This is a genomic window from Campylobacter concisus (assembly GCF_050447445.1).
GTDB lineage: Bacteria > Campylobacterota > Campylobacteria > Campylobacterales > Campylobacteraceae > Campylobacter_A > Campylobacter_A concisus_BI.
The window spans coordinates 1,373,795-1,388,495 of the sequence record NZ_JALMFW010000001.1; the positions used below are offsets into that span (position 1 = coordinate 1,373,795).

Sequence of the window (14,701 nt, forward strand, 5' to 3'; positions counted from 1 at the left end):
ATATAATGAAAAGCTTAATCATCGTAGAGTCGCCTGCAAAAGCAAAGACTATCAAAAATTTCTTAGACAAAAGCTACAACGTCATCGCCTCAAAAGGTCACATCAGAGACTTGCCAAAAACTAGCTTTGGTATCAAGATAGAAGATGATAAATTTACCCCAGAATACCGCATCAGCAGTGATCACTCTGCCATCGTAAAAGAGATAAAAGAGCTCGCCAAGGGCGCTGATGAAATTTATCTAGCGACCGATGAGGATAGAGAGGGTGAGGCGATCGCATTTCACATAGCAAATGCCATAGGCAAAGAGCCAACCAGTCTGCCTCGCATCGTCTTTCACGAGATCACCAAAAGTGCCATACAAAATGCTCTAAAAAGCCCAAGACGTGTCGATATGAATAGCGTCAATGCCCAGCAAACAAGGCGTTTGCTAGACCGTATCGTGGGCTACAAGCTAAGTCCACTTTTAAATTTAAAGATACAAAAGGGGCTAAGCGCTGGCCGTGTGCAAAGTGCAGCCCTAAAGATAATAGTTGATCGTGAACGTGAAATTCAGGCGTTTAAGCCAGTTGAATACTACACTATTGACACAGTTTTTAAAAAAGACTTAGACGCTGAGCTAGTAAAATTTGAAAACCAAAAGATCGAAAAGCTCACTATCCAAAATCCAGACCGCGCAAAATACATTATAGAGAATTTACAAAATGAGAAATTTAGCGTCCGTGAGATCGAGAGCAAGGATAGAAAGATCCAGCCAAGCCCGCCATTTATGACTTCAACACTTCAGCAAAGCGCGAGTAACCGTCTTGGCTTTAGCCCTAAAAAGACCATGATGATCGCTCAAAGCCTCTATGAAGGTGTACAAACTCACGATGGTTTCATGGGTGCAATCACCTACATGAGAACAGACAGTTTAAATTTAGCCAAAGAGGCTGTCGCAACCGCTAGAGAGCATATCCTCCAAAACTACGGCAAAGAGTATCTGCCGGCCAAAGCGATAAGCTACACGACAAGCTCAAAAGGCGCGCAAGAAGCCCACGAAGCGATCCGCCCTACAAATTTAAACTTCACACCGCAAATCGCAGCTAAATTTTTAGATAAAGACGCGCTCAAACTCTACACGCTCATCTACAATAGATTTTTAGCATGTCAAATGAGCGCATGTGTGAGCCAAACTCAAAACGTCTATGTTGCAAGCGAAAAAGGCGAGTTTAAGATAAGTGGTAGAAAGGTGCTATTTGACGGCTTTTACAAGGTTTATGGCGAGCTTGATAAGGATAAAATTTTGCCAAATTTAAAAAAGGGCGACGAGATGAGCTTGCAAAGCATAAAAAGCACGCAAAATTTCACCGAGCCGCCGTCTCGCTACTCTGAAGCTGGCCTTGTTAAAAAACTAGAGAGTCTAGGCATCGGTCGCCCAAGTACCTACGCACCGACTATCACGCTGCTAACCTCAAGAGACTACGTGAGAGTCGAGAAAAAGCAGCTCATACCAAACGAGATTGCTTTTAGCATGATAGGCGTTTTGGAGGAGCACTTTAGCAATATAGTTGATAGTGAATTTACCTCACATCTTGAAGAAAAGCTCGATGAGATCGCACTTGATAAGGCTGACTGGCAAAAGGTACTAAGTGACTTTTACTATCCATTTATGGAAAAAATCAGCGCTGGAAAAACTGGCATAAAAAGCCTAAAAACAGCCACTCCGATTGGCGAGAAGTGCCCAGAGTGCGGAAGTGAGCTAGTGCTTAGAAAGGGCAGATACGGCGAATTTATCGCTTGCTCAAATTTCCCAAAATGCAAATACTCAAGAAACATCGCAAAAGATAATGAAAAGAGCGCAGAGGCCGGCACTACTGCGGCAGCTAAGCCAAAACGTGAGCTTAAAAAGCTTGATGTGCCATGTCCAAAATGTGGCGGCGAGATCGTCGAGAGATTTAGCAGGCGCGGTAAATTTTATGGATGTGCCAACTATCCAAAATGCGACTTCATCTCAAACTACGAGCCAGTTGAGCAAAAATGCAACGAATGTGGCGGCGATATGATCAAAAAAGAGCTTAAAAAAGGTACATTTATAGAGTGCACAAAGTGCAAGAAAAAGACGCTTATTTCTGAAAACTAAAAATTTCTAGCCAAATCTGAGCCCTTGAGCCTAAATTTGGCTTTTATAAATTTGGGCTTTAAATGCCTGATACCACCGCTAAGCTTAGCCAGCATAAAGGGAAAAACTCGTCACCAACTGTACACATCTAAGGGGCAATCTTCACACTAAAGTACGCACTTTTTGGGCTTTTTGACGAGCTTAGCGCTTTGCCAAATTGGAATAAAAGAGGGAGCGGAAATTTATAAGAGAAGGTAATGTCACAAAATTTAAGCTTTTCGCATAGTTTTTAATAAGTTTATATTGTGGAGCAAATTTTAAAATTCTATTCACTTGCAAGAATTGACTACTATCTTAAAATCTTAGCTTCGCTTATGACTTGGCTCAAATTTTAGAGCCGAAATTACTCGTTCTTGAAATTTTAAAATTTATAGATATATGAACGCATGCTGTGCAAAGTGCTATCACATGCACTTCTAACGTGCGAAGGATTTAGAGGATTTAAATGAGGATAAAGGGACGGATCTTTGCTTCGCTAGCTCGCAGCTACAAGCAGACCGTAACTCAAGCCCATTTATCTCCCTTTGAATAAAAATAAATTTATACATTTCATCAAACTATTTTTGCAAATTCATAAATTACCCTACTTAAATTTTAAACCTATCAAAGCTATAATACGCCCCAAAAAAGGATGAAAAATGAAAACAATTATGCTCTGTGCGATATGCTCAGTCACTCAAGGAAACTGCGCCGAGGACTGCGCTTACTGCACGCAAAGTGCCAAGGCTGGCGCTGATATCACGAAATTTAAAGAAAAAAGCGAACAGCAAGTAGTCGAAGAGGCCAAAATGGCATACAAAAACCATGCTCTTGGCTTTTGCTTAGTTACAAGCGGTGCTAGACTAAATGACAAAAAGACCGACTACATCGCATCTTTAGCAAGAGCTGTGAGCAAAGAAGTGCCAAATTTGATGCTTATCGCGTGCAACGGCATGGCGACTTATGAGCAACTTTGCGAGCTCAAAAAAGCTGGCGTTTTTAGCTACAACCACAACCTTGAAACAAGCCGAGAATTTTTCCCAAAAATTTGTAAAACGCACACTTGGGATGAGAGATATCAGACAAATTTAGATGCAAAAAGAGCTGGGCTTATGCTTTGTACTGGTGGAATTTACGGCGTTGGCGAGAGTGAGGCCGATAGAGTAAGCTTTAGAGCTAGTTTAAAAGAGCTTGAGCCATTTTCGTCACCGATAAATTTTTTCATAAAAAATGAAGCTCTAAGCCTTGATCTGCCTCCTCTTAGTGCGGATGAAGCCCTAAAAATAGTGCGTGAGACCAAAAGAGATCTACCAGAAACTAGAGTCATGATAGCTGGCGGTAGGGAGAAAATTTTAGGCGATAGACAATACGAGATCTTTGAAAATGGCGCCGATGCGATCGTGATAGGCGACTACCTCACCGCAAAAGGCGAGAAAGCTAGCAAAGATATCGAGGAGCTTGCAAAGCGCGGTTTTAGCTTCGCTAGTATCTGCCATTAATGCTTGCAAATTTGCTTTTCGCAGGGCTTGGAGGCTTTATCGGAGCTGGATGCAGGTTTTTAGCCGGTGAGCTGCTAAAATTTAGCCACTTTCCGCTAGCCACGCTTGGCGTAAATACGCTTGGTAGCTTCATTATCGGCGTCTTGTTTTGTCTAAATTTAAGCCAAAGCGTGAGGGTGTTCTTGGTCATTGGCATACTTGGCGGATTTACGACATTCTCAAGCTTTAGCCTTGATAGTGTAAAATTTTTACTAGAAGGCGAACTGATAAAAGGCTTTTTAAATATCTTTTTAAACCTTGTCCTTTGCCTGCTTGCAAGCTATCTTGGCATTTTGCTTGGCAAGAGTTTATAAAAGTAAGTAGCAAAATAGCCTTATTTGCAAATTTGAAACTTCACCCACTCGCAAGAATTGACTACTGGTTTTGGGTCTTATAAAGCTTGCCACTAGAGCCGAAATTACTTGCTTATAAAATTTTAAAATTTGATAGAGTTTTACCCGCATTCAGTGCGCCAGCACTATTGCATGCCACTTCTAACGTACGAGGGGATTGAGGGATCTAAAGGGAGATAAGGGGACGACTTCGTGTCTGCCATGCAGTTGCGAGCTTGCGAAGCAAAATTCAAGCCCCTTTATCCCCCTTTAAGTAAAAATTTTATCAATCTATGTGCAAATTTTAAATTTCATTCACTCACAAGAATTGGCTAGTAAAATTTGATGAAATTTAACAAAACCACATGCAGTGCAAAACATGCCACATCCACCTTTCTACCTAGCTTCTACCTTTGGCATCTGAAGCATAAAATTTCTAGTTTCACTTAAAAGTACAGGCTTAAGCCCATCTACCAGAGTTTTTGGATCATAAATTCTCTCATATGAAAGTATTAAGACTCCATTATTTCTAAGTAAAAAGTGGATTATTTCTATATTTTTACTACTTATTTCATCTTTTATAATGGCTAAAATTTGATCATTCTCTTCACTATAAAGCACCTCTTTAGCCTCTTTTATCTTCTTTTTTAGCTCAGCAAGCATACTTTCACTTTTTATATTTTTGTCAAATTTTACTCTAAAGCCTACGAAATGCTCATCAAAATTTTCATTTTTTAAAAAGTAAAAACTCTCATCTTTGGCTGTATTTTTCTTATAAAAAACGCTTCCATCAAATTTAAAACTTTGAACCAAATTTAGCTCGTCTGTAAAGCCAAAAATTCCAAAAAACATCAAGACAAAAAATAGAAATTTACGCATAAATTTGCACTCCAAATTTTTAAAAATTTGTCGCCATTTTGCCCAAAGATCGCTTAGCTTAATCAAAAAATAAAAAAGCTTTTTATACAATCAAACATTTTTAATTTAAGGATCTTTTTGCAATTACATCAAGCTAGCGAGCTTAGTATTCTTGTCGTTTTGGCATTTATCGTCTTTGCTTCGCCTTATATTTCTAAAATTTTACGCATTCCTGTCGCTCCTGCTGAGATAATACTTGGAGCACTGGCTAGTTACATCGGGCTTGTCGGCGAAAATGAGATGTTTAAGCTAATTAGCGAAGTTGGCTTTTTCTTTTTGATGTTTCTAGCTGGCATGGAGATCGATCTTAGGATGCTCATAAACATCGATCGTAAAATTTTCCGCCTTGGGCTCATCTATCTAACGCTCATCTACGCTCTAGCTACGGCTTTGACGCTGGGGGTTGAGCTTAGCCTGCTTTACATCATCATCATCCCGATAATGGCCGTTGGCATGATATTTACGCTATTTAAGGAGTATGGTAGAGATGTAAAATGGCTAAATTTAAGCATGCTAATAGCAACTATCGGCGAGCTTATAAGCATCACGCTTCTAACATTTACCGCTGCTTATCTGCAGTTTGGAGCGAGCATAAATTTATGGCTAACGATTGGATATTTGATCTTATTTTTGGCTATCAGCGTGCTTAGCTTTAAAATTTTGGACGTGCTTTTTTGGTGGTATCCAGGGCTTAAAGTGGTGCTTATGCCACACTATGACAAGGACGAGAAGGACATCAGGCTTTGCATCGCGGTGTTTTTTACGATGATAGCTTTGATGCTCTATCTAAATTTAGAGGTCGCCTTTGGCGCGTTTATCGCAGGTATGTTTATCACGACATTTTTTGATCACAAAAAGGACTTGCCGCACAAGCTTTCAAGCTTTGGATTTGGCTTTTTGGTGCCGATATTTTTCATCCACATAGGCTCTACTTTTAAGCTTTCAAGCCTAGGATCTAGCGAAGTGATAAAGGATGCTGTTTTTATATTTTTAGCGATGCTTGGCACGAGAGTTGTATCTAGTTTGCTCTTTTTGGGCAAGCTTGGCTTTAGAGGGATATTTTTATTTGCCATTTCGCAGTCTATGCCACTCACTCTTTTGATCGCAGTTGCTACTATCGCACACAAATCAGGCGAGATAAGTGACTATTCTTACTCATCTTTTATCCTAGCAAGCCTCGCACAAGCTATAATAGGAGCTATAATCATCAAAATTTTAATGCAATCAAAAAGCAAGGAGTAAAAATGTCATCAAATACAGCCACACTAATCGACAACCGAACTGGCAAGAGCTATGAATTTCCTATCCTAAAAGGTACGATGGGGCCAGACGTCATCGACATATCGACCTTTTTTAGCGACACTGGGATGTTTACCTTTGACAGGGGTTACACCTCAACTGCGATGTGCCGCTCAGCGATAACTTATATAGACGGCTTAAAAGGCGAGCTAATGTATAGAGGTTACGATATCGCGTATTTGGCTGAAAATAAGACATTTTTAGACGTGGCATACTTACTTTTAAACAAAGAGCTTCCAACAAATGATCAGTATATAAATTTTAAAACCGAGCTTAAAAAAAGAAGCTTTATACATGAAGGCATGATGAAGCTATTTGACGCATTTCCAGACAAAGCTCACCCTATGGCGATCTTGCAAGCAGCGGTCTCAGCGCTAAGTGCCTTTTACTCAGATCACTTAAATATGGATAAACCTGAAGAGTATCACGAGATGGCTATGCGTATAATCGCTAAAATTCCAACGATCGCGGCCTTTAGTTACCGCTACTCACGCGGGCTTCCTATCATATATCCAAATTTAGATCGTGGCTTTACTGAAAATTTCCTCTACATGATGAGGGGCTATCCATACGAGCACGTCGATCTTAAACCAATCGAGATAAAAGCACTTGACACGGTCTTTATGCTGCACGCAGATCATGAGCAAAATGCTTCGACCACGACTGTTAGAACCGTTGGCTCAACGCACGCTCACCCATACGCATGTATAAGTGCCGGCATCGGCGCACTTTGGGGCTGGGCTCATGGTGGGGCAAACGAGGGCGTTATCCGTCAGCTTGAAGAGATCGGCTCGGTCGCAAATGTCGATAGATACATCGCTAGAGCAAAGGATAAAAACGATCCATTTAGGCTAATGGGCTTTGGTCACAGGGTCTATAAAAATTTTGACCCTCGCGCAAAAGTGCTCAAAAAAATGAGAGATCAGCTCATGGACGAGATAGGCATCAACTCAGAGCTTATTAAAATCGCAAACCGCATTGAGGAGATCGCGCTAAATGATGACTACTTTGTAAGCAGAAATTTATATCCAAATGTTGATTTTCACTCTGGACTCATCCTAAAAGCGCTTGGCATACCAAATAACATGTTTGCCGTAATCTTTGTCATCGGCAGGACTCCAGGTTGGATCAGCCAGTGGATCGAGCTAAAAGAGCAAGATACGATAAAGATCGTCCGCCCAAGACAGCTTTATGTTGGAGAGACAAACAGAACACCAAAATGAGTGAGCTTCTAAATTTAGCTAAAAAAGCAGCCGTTAATGCTGGAGCGCAAATAATGAAATTTTACTCTGCAGATAATACGGCTCTTAAAGTCTGCCTAAAAGATGACAGCTCGCCACTAACTAGCGCTGATCTAGCTGCAAATGAAGTGATACTAAAAGAGCTAAGTAAAAGCGGGATAAAAATTTGCTCTGAAGAGAGCATTTTGCAAGAAAGTGACAAAGATGAGTTTTGGCTCGTAGATCCTCTTGATGGCACGAAAGAATTTCTAGCTAGAAACGGCGAATTTTGCGTTTGTATAGCGCTTATAAAAAAAGCTAGACCGGTGCTTGGCGTGATATTTATCCCAGTTAGTAAAGAGCTTTTTTATGCTGATGAAAATGGCGCTTTTAAAGAAATTTTAGATGACAATGATGAAATCATAACGAGAGTTGATTTAAATAAAAAAGATAAAAATTTAGACAATCTAATCTTTTCAAGTAGAAGAGGCGATGCCAAAGAGATAGAATTTATAGGACAGAGCTTAAATTTTGAGCAAAGGTGCATCGGCTCAGCCATAAAATTTTGCCGTTTGGTTGAATTTGGTGGAGCTTATTTGAGATTTGCCCCAAGCTACCTTTGGGACAATGCAGCAGGAGAAGCGCTCGTAAATTTTTGTGGCGGAAAAGTATTTGGTGCTAATAGTGGCAAAGAGATGAGCTACGAGCTTGCTAATTTAAAAAGCCCATTTTTCATAGCTCTCTCAAAAAACACACTAAATCTAAAAGATAAAATCACACAACTATATAAGCAAAGTAAAATTTAAATCTTAAATTTCTTCTAGTAAATAAAGCAGACTAGCTATTTTTGCTGTGCCTAGCACGTAGCTCATTATGTTTGCTGCGACTTTATCTTTTTTAAGCACTTTGCCATTTATATCAAATATATCTTCGTTGTTCTCTTTGATAAATTTCAAAGCTTTTGCTGCGACATCTTCTAAACTATTTTTACCATCAAGCAATAAAAGTATGTAATAATCGATATTGTTAAGCTTTCTTGAGATGCTAAATTTATTAGCAAAAACAACATCGGCATTATTTTTATGATTTAAAAAATATCTTACATAATTTATTAAATTTTGACTAAGTCTTGAGTAGCCTGGCTTATACTCGATATTTTTTTGCTCATCTTTTAAAATCATTGCATCAGACGAGTTTGTTAGAATTCTTACAAAAGCGCTATAAACCATGAGTTTATCTTCTGGCAAAATTTCTAAAATTTGAGAAAGATTTATACTTGCTGGATACATCTTATAAAAGACCTCACAAAGCCATGAGATGTCTTGTGGCATAACGGAGCAACTGTCTTGCCACTCATTATCTTTCTTTATAAAATCTGCCACAACGTGAATTTTGTTGATATCGCTTGGACCTATTTGTTTATTGGCTATACTTTCATAGGTTTTGCTATGGACTATTAGGCTTTGTCTGAAGACCTTATTGCTAACTATGTCCATAAACTGCTCAATATCGATTCTATCTTTAAATTTATTGTTTTTGTATTCATCTACTACGGTTGTGCCAACATCTGGCACAAAAATATCATCAAGTGTATATTCGCAAAGGTAAGCAAGCTCATTTTTGGTGAGCATGGCATTAAAATCCTTGAAATAAAATGGATTATTTACATTTTCTAAAAACTCATGAGCTATATAAAAGTCATCTTTCGAAAGTACATGTTCTATTATAAAAAGAAGCATATTAAGCGGCATTTTCTTTTCATAAATTTCTTTATCTCTTGTTAGCAAATACTCTTTATAGACCAAAAGTGCTTCCTTAGCCGCTTTTAGTTTCTCTTGCATTGTTTCTTTATCCTTTGCGGCAAGTAGCATTAAGTCTCTTATGACATCTTTGACCTTCCAGCCAGGATAAACATTATATGATACAAATGCCACGCCGTTCGTGCTTAAATTCTCTCTTACAACTTTTAAAATAGCTTCTTTTACAAAGTCAGGTACCCAACTAAAAACACCATGAGCAATGATATAGTCAAATTTCTCATCGCTGTTAAATTCGCAAATATCGCCATGGATAAGCTCTAAATTTGTAAGCCCCATCTCTTTAACGATCTCTTGCCCACGCCTTATCTGCTCTCCACTGAGGTCTATACCAACTACTTTTGCGTTTTTATTATTCGCTGCAAATGGGACCAAATTTCCGCCAAAGCTACATCCTATCTCTAAAACTCTTGCATTTTTGCACGGCGGCGGGTTTACGCCAAGAAGTGTAGCACAAGCTTCAAGCCTGTAAGGTGATGATTGTGCAAAAGCTATGGATTTATAAGTTAGTTCGTCATAAGACTTTTCGATTTTGCTATTTTGGCTCATTTTAGCTCCTAGTAGTCTTTTTCTTTGAGTTTTTCTAGCATATTTTTAGCATCATTTTCTGGATCATCTACTATATATGCGCGCCTTATCTTGCCATCTTTTATGATAAGTGTTTGTCTAAAGTAAAATTTATGGCCATTTGATGCAGAAAAAACCGGAAGTTCAAGTGCTTTCTCAAGCGTAAACTCACTATCATTTAAGAACATAACTCCAGCTGAAGTTTCTTCTTGAAATTTCTTTTGAGCCACTATATCTTGGGAGCCAACAGCCACTACCATAAAACCAAGATCGTTAAAATCTTTTAAAAATTTCTTGTAGTTTATCGCTTGTTTGGTGCAGCCCTTCATGCCAGCTGTATTTTGCAGTTCCTCGCTTAAGAGACTAAAGTCATCACCTATCTTTGGATAGATAAAAATAACGCAGTTGTGCGTCCTTGCAAAGGCAGAAAAATCAAATTCCTTACCATCTAGGGTATTTAAATATATACTTGTAGGCATGTTTATCATATTTCATCCTTTAAAATTTTTTACTATTATATCTCTATAAGCTTTGTCTTAAGCTTTTTTAGAATTTAAAAGATAAACTACAAAAAGGACAAAAAAGCTAATTATTAACATTAGGAGTGCATAGACATGAGCCTTGGTGTAATCAAGCATTTCAACTGCTTCAAATATCGCAATACTTGCAACCTTGCTCTCTCCAGCTACGCTACCGCCTATCATCAAAACAACGCCAAACTCGCCCATAGTGTGAGCAAAGCTAACGACAGTAGCTGTTAATAAATTTGATCTGATGCTTGGCAAAATTACTCTAAAAATAGTCGTGAGTTTGTTTTTACCAAGACTATAGCTAGCTTCAAAAAGGCTCTTTTTTAGGCTATTTAGCCCAGCATAAATCGGTCCAAACATAAATGGTAATGAATAGATACAACTTGCCACAACAAGACCTGTGAAGTTAAAAACAAGCCTAACTCCAAAAATTTCTTCGATAAATTTACCAAAGGTGGAGTAAGGTGAAAGAAAAATGAGCAGATAAAAGCCAAGAACACTTGGCGGCAATACCAACGGTAGTGAGATTATCGACTCTAAAAATGATTTGCCGAAAAATTTTTTCTGCGACATAAAATATGCAAGCGTAATGCAGGCAAAAAATAAGATAAAAGTAGTTATAAAAGATAGTTTTAACGAGAGCCAAAACGGCTCGTAATCGATATTTTTTAACTCGTCTATCATGCTTTTTCCAAATTTACACTAAACGATTTTGTACTAACTACCACCATATCGCCTGATTTTAGATCCATTGCTTCGTTGCTACTTAACACAACTTCACAAATTTGGCGGTTTATCAGTACATTCGCTACAAAGATCGCATCACATTTTTTTATCTCTAAAATTTTAGCATTGAAGGCGATTTTTTGAGATCCAGCAGTCTTTAAAAATATCTCACTAGCTGTTCCAGATCTTGAAATTTTTCCATTTTCAAGGACAAAGACTTTATTGCAAAGCTTATAAATTTCAGCGATATCATGGCTTACTAAAATAATGCTCATCTTAAACTCATCATGAAGTGCTAGTAAATAGTCTTGAAGTTTCTCGCGCATAGCATTATCAAGCGCACTTAACGGCTCATCAAGTAGTAAAATTTCAGGCTTTCTCATAACCGCACGAGCCAAAGCAACGCGTTGCTTTTGACCGCCAGAAAGAGTGCTAATTTTTGCATTTTTTAGACTTATTAGGCCGCAAATATCAAGAAGTTTATTCGCTAGAGCTAGATCATTTTTTGCAAAGAGTAAATTTTTAAAGACATTCATATTTTCAAAAAGTGCATAATCTTGAAATAAAAAGCCGATATTTCGCTTTTGCGGAGCCAAATTTATCTTATCGTCAAAGAAAATTTTATCACCAACCTTTATAAATCCGCTTTGTGGCGTTTCAAAACCGGCAATCAACCTTAAAATAGTGGTCTTTCCGCCACCACTTGCTCCATAAAGTGCGACAAAATCGCCATTTTCAAAGCTAAGGTCTGCTTCTAGCATAAATTTGCCATCGCCGCCATTTAGCTCTTTTTTACAAGAAATTTCTATCATTTTTGAGTACTTATATGAATACTAGTAGATTTTATATAGGCAAAAACACTATCATTTTTGCTCAAATTTAATGCTTTTAAAGCGTGATTTGAAATGATGGCTTCGAAGTTAATTTGATCGCACTTTAGACCAACAACGCTTAAAACTTCACCAAAATTTATAGCCTCTACCACGCATTTTAATTCATTTTCAAGTGAGTTAGTGTCAAGTTTATTCTTTGTCAAGACGACATCTGAGCTTTTAAAACCTAAACCGATCTCGTCATTTAAGGCAAATTTGCTAGCCTCATTTAAGACTAGTATAAATAAATTCGCCTCTAAATTTAGACCTTTTAGCTCAAATAAGCTGACGTCATCTTTGGCTAAAATCCTAACGATCTTTGCTTTTATCATTTAGCTGGGACGTTATAGCCAAATTTCTTAAAAATTTCTCTTGATTTATCACCCAAGATAAACTCATAAAATGCTTTTGCGTCATCATTTTTATTGGCATGTTTTAGAAGAACTATGCCTTGATCGATCGGAGTGTATAGTTCTTGTGGAACAAGGATGTAGTTAACGCCCTCTTTGTATTTTGACATTTTCTCATCAAAAAGTGCACTAGCAGCGATAAAACCTACATCGGAGGCGCTTAGTGCCTGAGATAGAGTTTCAGAAATTTTTTGAGCATAAACGATATTTTTTTCTACTTCGTTATAAAGTTTTGCATTTTTAAGTGCTTCTATGCTGGCCTTACCGTATGGTGCTGTTTGTGGATTTGCAATAGAAATCGCCTTTAAGCCACGAACAACCTCAATACCTTTTTTAAAATCAACATCTCTAATAGAAAAAATAGCAACAGCGCCTTGTGCATAAACTTTTGGCTCAGTGCTTGCAAAGCCTGTATCATAAGCTTTTTGTGCAAAGCCCATATCGGCAGCCATGAATATATCAGCTGGAGCTGAGTTTTGTATCTGAGTAACAAGACCGCCACTTGCACCGAGTGTTAAGTTGATCTTGGCATTTGGATGAAGCTTATTAAATTCTTTTATAAGCTCAGGAAATGCATATGTAGTATTTGCCGCAGCATAGACATTTACTTCAGCGCCAAGTGCGTTTATGGCAAGCAAAGATGTCACACATAAAAATTTAAAAACTTTTCTCATTTAAACTCCTATAATGATTTGAGATGATTTTACTATTGCCAAAAGTGTATCGCCAACACCTATTTTCATCTGAATAGCACTATCTTTTGTGATGATGGCTGTTAAAGTCTGCTCATCGCTTAGTTTTAAAGTGATTTCAGCACTTACAGCGCCTATCTTTGCTTCGATCACTTCGCCTTTTAATTGATTTTTTGTGCTTATTTTTATATCTAGATCCTTGGCCAAAATGACAGCTGGGGCTTTAAAAATATAAATAACCTTTTGTCCAACTTTTAGTCCTAAATTTTTCTCACTTTCAACCGTGATGTTTGACTCAAGCGTGCAGCCATTACTTAGTCTTGCAACTATTTGAGAATTTACCGCACCGCGGTTTATGCCAATAATCTCGCATGAGAGCTGATTTCTAGCACTTAGGTTCATATTCATTCTTTGAAGATTTACAATATCTACATCCTCAAAATCTACTTTTTGACAAATTTTTTGTAAAAAGTCCTTTTGAGTCTCAAGAATGGCATCATAAATTTTTATCAGTTTATCGGCATACTCGCTTAGCTCGGAGCCACTATTTTTTTTATTTCCATCAGCTCTAATAATAAGCGGCTTGCTACTTTTGTTATTTATCGTATCAAGGCAGTCCCAAGCATTTTTATATGATATACCAACCAATTCCGCTGCTTTTGTGATACTTTTTGTCTCTTTTATGGCCTTTAATAATGTAATATGTTTAGCTAAAACCTGTGTATCTTCGCCTAAAAATAGTTCTAAATTTATATCTGCTTTCAAAATTTTTACCTTTACTATATTATAGAATAATTTGTGAAGTATATCTAATTATATTAATCCTTAAGCTTAAAGATTTAAGCCAATTTATAAATTTCTCTTAATTTCTTGTAAAGTTTTTAAAAGATAAAATCGAGCTACATTTTATAAATAAAAATAAGGCTTAGTATGAAATTTTTGCTTTCTATCTTTTTTAGTTTGCTTTTAGCCTGTGCTAATACGGACATAAATACGAATAGCGAAAGCGACGAATTTGATGTTGAATTTGAAGCAAGAAAAGATGTTTTTGACCCGCTTAGTGGTTACAATAGAATGATGACACATGCAAATGACTTTATCTATGTAAATATGCTAACTCCGGTGGCAAAAGGTTATGCCTATGTTGTGCCAAAAACAGCTAGAACAATGGTTTCAAATTTCTTTGACAACCTTCTTTTCCCAGTTCGCTTTGTAAATAACTTACTTCAGTTTAAATTTCAAAACGCTGGCGAAGAGACATTGAGATTTTTAGCAAATACGATAATAGGCTTTGGCGGACTAACAGACGGAGCAAAATACTACAACCTCAAAGCTCACGATGAAGATTTTGGACAAACGCTTGGATATTGGGGGCTTGGTAGCGGTTTTCACATCGTTTGGCCACTTATTGGACCATCAAATTTAAGAGATACTGGTGGCATGGTCGGAGATTATTTTGCTGATCCTATTAGCTACGTTGATCCTATACTTTTATCAACTGGCATCAAGTCATACAGAGCGTTTAATAGCTTTTCACAAGATCCAACTGCTTATGAAAAACTAAGAAAAGATGCTATTGATCTTTATCCATTTTTACGCGATGCTTACGAGCAAAGACGCGACAAGCTTATCAAGGAGTAAA

15 protein-coding genes are annotated in these 14,701 nt (G+C 37.7%); 7 read left to right on the plus strand and 8 right to left on the minus strand.

From position 1 onward, the window contains the following. Positions 1-2 precede the first annotated feature (2 nt). The 3 genes from topA to crcB all read left to right on the plus strand — a co-directional run bounded on the left by topA (position 3) and on the right by crcB (position 3,990). Positions 3-2,120 (plus strand): type I DNA topoisomerase, encoded by a 2,118-nt coding sequence (gene topA, locus MTT30_RS07085; RefSeq protein WP_429801821.1) that lies wholly within the window; start codon positions 3-5, stop codon positions 2,118-2,120. 677 nt (positions 2,121-2,797) lie between these two features. Then, positions 2,798-3,637: a biotin synthase gene (locus MTT30_RS07090; RefSeq protein ID WP_429801477.1), complete on the plus strand. Its 840-nt coding sequence runs from the start codon at positions 2,798-2,800 to the stop codon at positions 3,635-3,637. Continuing rightward, on the plus strand, positions 3,637-3,990 hold the full coding sequence (crcB, locus tag MTT30_RS07095; RefSeq protein WP_148821494.1) for a fluoride efflux transporter CrcB: 354 nt from the start codon (positions 3,637-3,639) through the stop codon (positions 3,988-3,990). The genes MTT30_RS07090 and crcB overlap by 1 nt, the downstream gene beginning before the upstream one ends. A gap of 414 nt (positions 3,991-4,404) precedes the next feature. On the opposite strand, the gene MTT30_RS07100 is transcribed toward crcB, so the two are convergent. Beyond that, positions 4,405-4,887: a hypothetical protein gene (locus MTT30_RS07100; protein WP_429801478.1), complete on the minus strand. Its 483-nt coding sequence runs from the start codon at positions 4,885-4,887 to the stop codon at positions 4,405-4,407. Between the two features lie 117 nt (positions 4,888-5,004). Between MTT30_RS07100 and MTT30_RS07105 the strand changes: the two genes are divergently transcribed. From MTT30_RS07105 to MTT30_RS07115, 3 genes are read left to right on the plus strand one after another with little or no spacing between them, the layout of a single operon-like run. After that, the gene (locus MTT30_RS07105; RefSeq protein WP_429801479.1) at positions 5,005-6,168 is read left to right on the plus strand and encodes a cation:proton antiporter; all 1,164 of its coding nucleotides are present in this window, start codon (positions 5,005-5,007) and stop codon (positions 6,166-6,168) included. Positions 6,169-6,170: 2 nt separating this feature from the next. Continuing rightward, positions 6,171-7,448 (plus strand): citrate synthase, encoded by a 1,278-nt coding sequence (locus MTT30_RS07110; RefSeq protein ID WP_084041887.1) that lies wholly within the window; start codon positions 6,171-6,173, stop codon positions 7,446-7,448. Next, positions 7,445-8,251: a 3'(2'),5'-bisphosphate nucleotidase CysQ family protein gene (locus MTT30_RS07115; RefSeq protein ID WP_429801480.1), complete on the plus strand. Its 807-nt coding sequence runs from the start codon at positions 7,445-7,447 to the stop codon at positions 8,249-8,251. The genes MTT30_RS07110 and MTT30_RS07115 overlap by 4 nt, the downstream gene beginning before the upstream one ends. A gap of 3 nt (positions 8,252-8,254) precedes the next feature. Here the strand turns inward: MTT30_RS07115 and MTT30_RS07120 are convergent, their stop codons facing one another. Genes MTT30_RS07120 through MTT30_RS07150 form a run of 7 tightly spaced genes read right to left on the minus strand, consistent with a single transcriptional unit; the run spans position 8,255 to position 13,824 of the window. Further along, positions 8,255-9,811, minus strand: coding sequence for a methyltransferase regulatory domain-containing protein (locus tag MTT30_RS07120; protein ID WP_429801481.1), 1,557 nt, complete (start codon positions 9,809-9,811; stop codon positions 8,255-8,257). 8 nt (positions 9,812-9,819) lie between these two features. Further along, a complete protein-coding gene (locus MTT30_RS07125; protein WP_429801482.1) occupies positions 9,820-10,317 on the minus strand; it encodes a redoxin family protein in 498 nt (165 codons plus the stop codon). Between the two features lie 48 nt (positions 10,318-10,365). Beyond that, positions 10,366-11,043, minus strand: a complete 678-nt coding sequence (gene modB / locus MTT30_RS07130) for a molybdate ABC transporter permease subunit (RefSeq protein WP_429801483.1) — start codon at positions 11,041-11,043, stop codon at positions 10,366-10,368. Next, positions 11,040-11,897, minus strand: coding sequence for a sulfate/molybdate ABC transporter ATP-binding protein (locus MTT30_RS07135; RefSeq protein WP_429801484.1), 858 nt, complete (start codon positions 11,895-11,897; stop codon positions 11,040-11,042). The genes modB and MTT30_RS07135 overlap by 4 nt, the downstream gene beginning before the upstream one ends. Beyond that, entirely contained in the window at positions 11,894-12,289 is a 396-nt protein-coding gene (locus MTT30_RS07140) for a TOBE domain-containing protein (protein WP_429801485.1), read from the minus strand. Before MTT30_RS07140 ends, MTT30_RS07135 begins: the two co-directional genes overlap by 4 nt. Then, on the minus strand, positions 12,286-13,041 hold the full coding sequence (gene modA, locus MTT30_RS07145) for a molybdate ABC transporter substrate-binding protein (RefSeq protein WP_429801486.1): 756 nt from the start codon (positions 13,039-13,041) through the stop codon (positions 12,286-12,288). Before modA ends, MTT30_RS07140 begins: the two co-directional genes overlap by 4 nt. Next, positions 13,042-13,824, minus strand: coding sequence for a TOBE domain-containing protein (locus MTT30_RS07150; protein WP_429801487.1), 783 nt, complete (start codon positions 13,822-13,824; stop codon positions 13,042-13,044). It abuts the gene before it with no gap. A gap of 165 nt (positions 13,825-13,989) precedes the next feature. Between MTT30_RS07150 and MTT30_RS07155 the strand changes: the two genes are divergently transcribed. Further along, a complete protein-coding gene (locus tag MTT30_RS07155) occupies positions 13,990-14,700 on the plus strand; it encodes an MlaA family lipoprotein (RefSeq protein ID WP_103588304.1) in 711 nt (236 codons plus the stop codon). The last annotated feature ends 1 nt before the right edge of the window (position 14,701 follow it).

Excerpts from the sequence above, each read along its gene's own strand:
- MTT30_RS07090 (WP_429801477.1), top strand. The coding sequence starts at position 2,798 with ATGAAAACAATTATGCTCTGTGCGATATGCTCAGTCACTCAAGGAAAC.
- MTT30_RS07120 (WP_429801481.1), bottom strand. The coding sequence starts at position 9,811 with ATGAGCCAAAATAGCAAAATCGAAAAGTCTTATGACGAACTAACTTAT.
- modB (WP_429801483.1), bottom strand. The coding sequence starts at position 11,043 with ATGATAGACGAGTTAAAAAATATCGATTACGAGCCGTTTTGGCTCTCG.
- MTT30_RS07110 (WP_084041887.1), top strand. The coding sequence starts at position 6,171 with ATGTCATCAAATACAGCCACACTAATCGACAACCGAACTGGCAAGAGC.
- MTT30_RS07100 (WP_429801478.1), bottom strand. The coding sequence starts at position 4,887 with ATGCGTAAATTTCTATTTTTTGTCTTGATGTTTTTTGGAATTTTTGGC.
- MTT30_RS07155 (WP_103588304.1), top strand. The coding sequence starts at position 13,990 with ATGAAATTTTTGCTTTCTATCTTTTTTAGTTTGCTTTTAGCCTGTGCT.
- crcB (WP_148821494.1), top strand. The coding sequence starts at position 3,637 with ATGCTTGCAAATTTGCTTTTCGCAGGGCTTGGAGGCTTTATCGGAGCT.
- MTT30_RS07140 (WP_429801485.1), bottom strand. The coding sequence starts at position 12,289 with ATGATAAAAGCAAAGATCGTTAGGATTTTAGCCAAAGATGACGTCAGC.
- modA (WP_429801486.1), bottom strand. The coding sequence starts at position 13,041 with ATGAGAAAAGTTTTTAAATTTTTATGTGTGACATCTTTGCTTGCCATA.
- MTT30_RS07115 (WP_429801480.1), top strand. The coding sequence starts at position 7,445 with ATGAGTGAGCTTCTAAATTTAGCTAAAAAAGCAGCCGTTAATGCTGGA.
- MTT30_RS07135 (WP_429801484.1), bottom strand. The coding sequence starts at position 11,897 with ATGATAGAAATTTCTTGTAAAAAAGAGCTAAATGGCGGCGATGGCAAA.
- MTT30_RS07125 (WP_429801482.1), bottom strand. The coding sequence starts at position 10,317 with ATGATAAACATGCCTACAAGTATATATTTAAATACCCTAGATGGTAAG.